The organism is Streptomyces sp. 8L (assembly GCF_020176795.1).
In the GTDB taxonomy this organism is placed as follows: domain Bacteria; phylum Actinomycetota; class Actinomycetes; order Streptomycetales; family Streptomycetaceae; genus Streptomyces.
Genome location: NZ_JAIUKE010000018.1, coordinates 48,052 through 54,051 on the forward strand (window position 1 = coordinate 48,052; position 6,000 = coordinate 54,051).

The window sequence follows — 6,000 nt, forward strand, 5'->3', positions numbered from 1 at the left end:
ATACCGTGGCCCATGTCGCAGTGCAGGCGATAGCTCATTCGCCACCCCACTTCTCCCCACTTCGCCTGACGAGCAACATTCATGCGCTCGGACACGATCGGCGTGCGGAGGGGAGCAGGCAGCCACCCATCGGCGCGACCGGCGCAGTGTGCCGAAAACCCGCTCCCACCTGGGGATCTGATCACAATTACCAACACACTCGGCCAAACGCATGTACCACTGCGCTCACATCCAGTCAAGCACTTCCAGAGAAGTGGGGAGAAGTGGGGTGGCGAAGCCCATTCCTCAGCTGCGAGGTCCCAGGTACGGCATCAACGCCGGGCATGACGACGGAATTAGGCCTATTTGTAGGCACCTCGGCGAGAGCTGGACGGGGGTTCTCTGCTTTCCGCCGCACCCCCGAAGTGGGGAGAAGTGGGGGCCGAATGAGCTATCGGAGCATGCCAAGAATCGGCAAGGCTATGCGCAGTTCCTTCGTCCCCGTCGCGGAAAGGTTGCTGCCGTGGTGACTCTCGTCTGGTCGGTTCCCGGCGCCCTCCCCCGCGCTGGAGGTCTCCTGGCCAGCTCCGCAGGCCCGGCCGGAGAACCCATGAACGCTGCCTGGCGGCCTTCTCCTCACATGGCCGCCGGCAGCCGGCACGCCCTGGGGCTCCCCTCCGTGGCCCCCCGCAAGGCAAGGACAGCCCTCTGCCCGGGAGAGATCGGCGCTTGGCTCACGCTGCGCCTCTCGCTCACCACGTACACGCAGAAAGGCCGCTTGCTCCAGCAACCATGCGCACTTCGTCCATGGCGGCACATCGGCCTCATCAACACTGCAGCGCAACTGGCAGAGGCGAGGCCGCATCGATGACGACCCACCCACCGAGGATCACGATGTCTGACACTCCATCTGCTTCCCGCCGACGGCACGGGAGACCGGCTGAGGGGCTGGCCACCGACTCCGCGCTTCGTGCCCGGATGCGTGCGCTGATCGTCGTGCCGGCGGCCGCATCAGGTGCCGTGGCCCTGTCAGCGGACTACCTGCTCCGCCACCCCTCGACGCCTGTGGACGCCGGCCAGGCCTTGGGTGTTGCGGTCGCGCTCAGCTGCATCACGATGGCCGCTGGCTGGGTTGCGGTGGGACGGACCGTGGCCTCTGCGTTCAGACAGCGCGCAACGGACGCCGCGTGGCATGCGCAACGGGAGGAAGAACGCAGGATCGCCGAGCGCATCGTCCAGCAGATGACGACGGACCTGGCGGAGGGTATCCACACCATCGAGGAGACACTGCAGCGAAAAGGCATCGCCGCGGAGACACAGCACAGGTTCCCTGTTGCCTCGGGGCTCGTGGAGAACCTCACCGTCCTGCAGTCCCAAGTAGGCATGTTCCTCGCACGCGCCCAGACAGTCGTTGACACTGCCGGCCGGCAAGAGCGGGCCGCGCTGGTGACCATCGGGCGCCGGATGATCAGCCTGCTCAGCACCGCCTCGGCGGGGTTCGATGCCCTGGTGCGCACCAACGAAGACCCAGCCCTCCTTGAGCAGGCGTGGCGGCTCGACCACACGGTCGTCCGGGTGCGCCGCATGGCCCAGAGTTTCGCACTGGTGGGGGGCGCCCGCCCACAGCGTTCCTCACGACCGGTCTCGCTGTTCGAGGTAGTCGGCCACGCCCTCGGCGAGGTGGAGCACTACCGCCGCGTCACGCATGGTGCACTGGACCTGGGCATCATTCGAGGCGAGGCTGCCGCGGGCATCGCTCACCTGCTGGCGGAACTCATCGACAACGCCACGAATTTCTCCCCACCCCACACGAACGTAAAGGTCCGCGGCACGCTGGTCCCTGACGGAGTGCTCGTCGAGATCGAAGACCGGGGCGTGCCGATGCCGGAGGAGCGACGCCACGCGCTGAACCTGCACCTGTCCGATCCCGCCGCACACCAGGCGAGCAATCCCCTCCAGGACGGCGGCCAGATGGGGATCTGGGTCGTTACCGAATACGCCAACTCACTGGGCCTGCAGGTGACCCTTGAGTCGACGCCGCACGGAGGAAATCAGGCCAACGTCGTCATCCCGCACGGCCTGTTCGAGCCCCGCCAAGACGCGGGCCAACGACCGGTGGCTGTCCCTCTCCCGACGGAAGCTGCCCACGCCGTACCCCCGGCAGCGGAATCCGCACAGCGGACACACCCTCAGCACACAGTCGGCCCCCGTGTCCGCCTGCCTCTCAACCGGGGGGCGGATTCCGGCGACGGGCCGTCATCGGGCCCCGCCCCATCCGGTGCGCACCGGAGTGGGGGCCCGGTGCCGGATCTGCCGGTCCGGCAATCCAACAGGAGCTACCTGGCGTCCGGCCTGCAGCATCCAGCCGCTCCACCGACGCCGCCCTCGAAGCAGGAGCACGACCCCACTCTCCTGGCCCGGTTCACCCGAGGGCGCCAGGACGCCGACACCGACCGATCCACCGGGTACACAACGCACACTACCGAGCATTCCGCCCCCCAACTGCCTGGAGACACCGATGGCATCCGCGAACGTCAGTGAGCAACTCTCCTTCCTCCTGGAGACCTTCGCCTCGAAGATGGCCGGTGTAACGAGCGTTCTGGTGTCCTCCAAGGACGGGCTGCAACTGGCCGCGCACAACCTCGTGGAGGATGGGGCCTCTGACAGGCTCAGCGCGGTCACCAGCGGCTTGTTCTCCCTGACCAAGGGCGTGGGCTCCCTTCTGGACGGCGACGGCACCCTCAAGCAGAACGTCGCCGAGTTCGGCGGCGGCTTCCTGTTCGTCGTCCCCGGGGGGCCGGGCGCCAACGTCACCGTGCTCACGGACTCCACCGTCGACGTCGGCCAGATCGGCTACGACATCGCGCTCCTGGTCAAGCAGGTCTCCCACGTCATGTCGGTCGAGGCGCGCCACCCTCAGGCTCGCTCGGACGGCCAGGCAGGCTGAGATGGCCCCCGACGACGACAGCCTCGGGCCGGTGCGCCCCTATGTGCTGACGGGCGGTCGCACCGAGCCCAGACATCAACTGGACCGGACGTCCTTGGTGCGGGCCAGCAGCTCCCCTCCCAAGTCCCTCCTCGGACCGCACCAGGCCAGGATCGTCAACCTGTGCCGAGGACGGTTGCTGTCGGTCCACGAGGTCGCCGGACGCATCGCCCAGCCCCTCCAGGTCACCAAGATCTGGGTGTCCGATCTGCTCGACCAGCATTACCTGGTGGTGCCCACGCCTAGCGGCTTCACCAGCGACCCCACTGACCCAGTCTTTCTGAGGAGCGTCCTTGAAGGTCTTGAGCGCGCCTAGCGCACGGGACGCGATCCCTTTCAAGATCGTGATCGCAGGCGGCTTCGGTGCGGGGAAAACAACCTTCGTCGGAGCGGTCAGCGAGATCACACCGCTGCGCACGGAGGAAACACTCACTCTCGCCGGCGTCGGCACGGACGACCTTGACGGCATCCCGGACAAGTCCACGACCACCGTAGCCATGGACTTCGGCCGCAGGACGCTGGACAGGCGCTCCGAGTCCGCCCCCGACCTGCAACTGCTGTTGTTCGGAACACCTGGGCAGGACCGCTTCTGGTTTATGTGGGACGACTTGGCCGACGGGGCTGTCGGAGCTGTTGTCCTGGTGGACACCCGGCGCCTGGCGGACTGCTTCGCCGCCGTGGAGTACTTCGAACGGCGCGGTCTGCCCTTCGTCGTGGCCATCAACCGCTTCGAGGACGCCTACCCCTACCCGGAGGACAAGGTCAGGTCCGCCATCCGGCTGAATCCGACCGTGCCCGTGGTGTCCTGCGACGCCCGCCGAGAGCGGTCGGCCCGGTCAGTGCTCATCGCCCTCGTCCAACACGCCTACAACCGTGCGTCCCTGACCGCCACCTCCGTCGGAGCCGAAAATGTCCAACCTTGACGTATCGCCCAGTAGAGACGACGAGCCGATCGTCGACCCCGCCGAACGCAAGAACATGCTGATACGGCTTGGCTTGTGGGAGGACCAGCCCATCCCCGAGCTGGATCGGATGGCCGGCCTTGTGATCAAGGATGCAGTCGACCACCTCCCTGCGCTGGCCGCGCCCCGTGAAGCACCCGTCGCTCTGCTGTGCGTGATCAACTTCATCAAGGATGATCACCAGTACTTCGCAGGCTGGTATGCCACACCCGGCTTCGCCGACGCGGTCGGCGTGTCGACTTCCGGACGCCATGAAGAACGGTTCATGGAGCTCAAGGACGGCTGGTGCGTCATCACCGTGGGGCGCAGCAAAGCCCTCCCTCTGGGGGACGTCTACGCCTGGACCCGCGCCGCCAGCAACGGCGCGATCTACAAGATCGGGGCCCGTGCCTACCTGGGCGCCCAGCTCGTCGATCCCACCAGCAGCGTCATCTTCGGCACGGTGGCGATCGTCAGCCAGACGCAGACCCCGTGGGGCACGCCCGGCGTGGAGCTGATCAAGCGGCACGCTCACCAGATCGCCCACGCCATCTGCGGTCCGCCGGGCAATTCGGCGAATGCCTCCTGAAAGACCTTGATCCCCGATCCCCCGGCTCGGCCGACACGCCCCAGGGAGGCGATGCACGGATGTCCATCATGGTCCCCCCTCAGATCACCGATGCCCACCTGCTCCTGCGCACCGAAGTGCGGCAGGTCGCCAGGAAGGAAATCCAGCCTCGCGTTGAGCAGTTGGAGGCCACCGGCACGCACACCGACCGGGCACTGCCCGCCATGATGGGCGCCCGCGGCTGGTTCGGCATCCTCCTCGGCACCGAGCACGGCGGGATGGGCGCCGGCCACGTGGCCCGGTGCATTCTTCTGGACGAACTCTCCTACTCCAGCGGTGCAGCGGCAGCGATCTTGCAGGCGTCTTTGATTCCGAGCCTGGCGATCGACTACGCCGGCAGCCAGAGCCAGCAGCACTACTGGCTGCCGAAAGTGGCCTCCGGCGCCGTATATCCCACGATCGCGGTCACCGAGCCTGAACACGGCGGCAACCTCCTGGAGATCGGCACCACGGCAACACGTACCAGCAGCGGCAGCTGGGTGATCGACGGCACCAAGTGCCTCATCGGGAACTCGGGCATCGCGCATCTGTACGTAGTGATCGCACGCACGGACGAGGGCGATTCCCGAGACGCACGGTGCCTGTCAGCTTTCCTGATGGAGTCCGACCGGGCGGGGGTGATCGTGGAGCAGCCCAAGATGGTCGGGATGCACGGATTCACCGCCGGCACCGTGCACCTGGACCAAGTCCAGGTGCCGGATGGGAACCTGCTGGGCGCGATGGGAGAGGGGATGCGTGTGGCACACGTGGCGTCGATCGTGTGCGGGCGGCTGAATTTCGCGGCCATGGCCGTGGGCATGATCCGCCGCGTCCTGGACACGACCCGTGAATTCCTCTCCGCACGCCCGCGATACGGCACACGTCTCGCAGACCAACCCATCGTTCGGTACCACCTCGGCGAGATGGAATCGCTGCTGGTGACCGCGCAGTCAGTGACCCAGACCGCGGCACAGAAACTGGACACCGGCGAGGGGTGCGACGAGCACTTGTTCAACGCGAAGCTCGTCGCCACCCGATGCGCCCGCGAAGCCGTCGCCATCGCCGTCTCTCTGCACGGCGGCCACGCGATACTCGCTGACACCGTCCTCGATCGGATCCGGCGCGACGTCAGCTTCCTGGAGGCGCCGGCCGGACCCGACGACATCCAGATCGACCGGCTCGGCAAGGCCGTCGTCGGCCGCCACCCCATCCAGTGGTCCACGGAATATGCGCGCCGCCCGGCCCGGCCCGACACCGTGGCCGCCACTGCCTGACCGACCCCTCCCAGCCAGCCCTCTGTGCCGGCACACAGACCCCCATCCACGGCTGCAGCGATACCCCCGATCCAGCAGCCGGAGATGGGACACCACACCTCACCGACTGTCGATCCATCCCACCCACCTCCCGGCCCGTTCACTCAGACGCCGAACTACCGCGCCCCACAACTCCGTCGCCCGACTCGTGCTCCCGTCAGGCCAGGCGACGGA

6 protein-coding genes are annotated in these 6,000 nt (G+C 67.2%); all 6 read left to right on the top strand.

All coding sequences use genetic code 11. The features are described 5' to 3' along the window. The first annotated feature begins 957 nt into the window (after window positions 1-957). Genes LCE31_RS02835 through LCE31_RS02860 form a run of 6 tightly spaced genes read left to right on the top strand, consistent with a single transcriptional unit; the run spans window position 958 to window position 5,787 of the window. Window positions 958-2,520: a sensor histidine kinase gene (locus LCE31_RS02835; RefSeq protein WP_225012325.1), complete on the top strand. Its 1,563-nt coding sequence runs from the start codon at window positions 958-960 to the stop codon at window positions 2,518-2,520. Beyond that, on the top strand, window positions 2,498-2,926 hold the full coding sequence (locus tag LCE31_RS02840; RefSeq protein ID WP_225012326.1) for a roadblock/LC7 domain-containing protein: 429 nt from the start codon (window positions 2,498-2,500) through the stop codon (window positions 2,924-2,926). The genes LCE31_RS02835 and LCE31_RS02840 overlap by 23 nt, the downstream gene beginning before the upstream one ends. A gap of 31 nt (window positions 2,927-2,957) precedes the next feature. Next, window positions 2,958-3,281 (top strand): DUF742 domain-containing protein, encoded by a 324-nt coding sequence (locus LCE31_RS02845; RefSeq protein ID WP_308042176.1) that lies wholly within the window; start codon window positions 2,958-2,960, stop codon window positions 3,279-3,281. Beyond that, a complete protein-coding gene (locus tag LCE31_RS02850) occupies window positions 3,268-3,888 on the top strand; it encodes a GTP-binding protein (protein ID WP_225012328.1) in 621 nt (206 codons plus the stop codon). Before LCE31_RS02845 ends, LCE31_RS02850 begins: the two co-directional genes overlap by 14 nt. Next, complete coding sequence (locus LCE31_RS02855) at window positions 3,875-4,495, top strand: GAF domain-containing protein (RefSeq protein ID WP_225012329.1); 621 nt, start codon at window positions 3,875-3,877, stop codon at window positions 4,493-4,495. Before LCE31_RS02850 ends, LCE31_RS02855 begins: the two co-directional genes overlap by 14 nt. Before the next feature lie 59 nt (window positions 4,496-4,554). Next, window positions 4,555-5,787 (top strand): acyl-CoA dehydrogenase family protein, encoded by a 1,233-nt coding sequence (locus LCE31_RS02860; RefSeq protein ID WP_225012330.1) that lies wholly within the window; start codon window positions 4,555-4,557, stop codon window positions 5,785-5,787. Window positions 5,788-6,000 lie beyond the last annotated feature (213 nt).

Coding starts and splice junctions, on each gene's coding strand:
- LCE31_RS02835 (WP_225012325.1), top strand. CDS start 958: ATGCGTGCGCTGATCGTCGTGCCGGCGGCCGCATCAGGTGCCGTGGCC.
- LCE31_RS02840 (WP_225012326.1), top strand. CDS start 2,498: ATGGCATCCGCGAACGTCAGTGAGCAACTCTCCTTCCTCCTGGAGACC.
- LCE31_RS02855 (WP_225012329.1), top strand. CDS start 3,875: ATGTCCAACCTTGACGTATCGCCCAGTAGAGACGACGAGCCGATCGTC.
- LCE31_RS02860 (WP_225012330.1), top strand. CDS start 4,555: ATGTCCATCATGGTCCCCCCTCAGATCACCGATGCCCACCTGCTCCTG.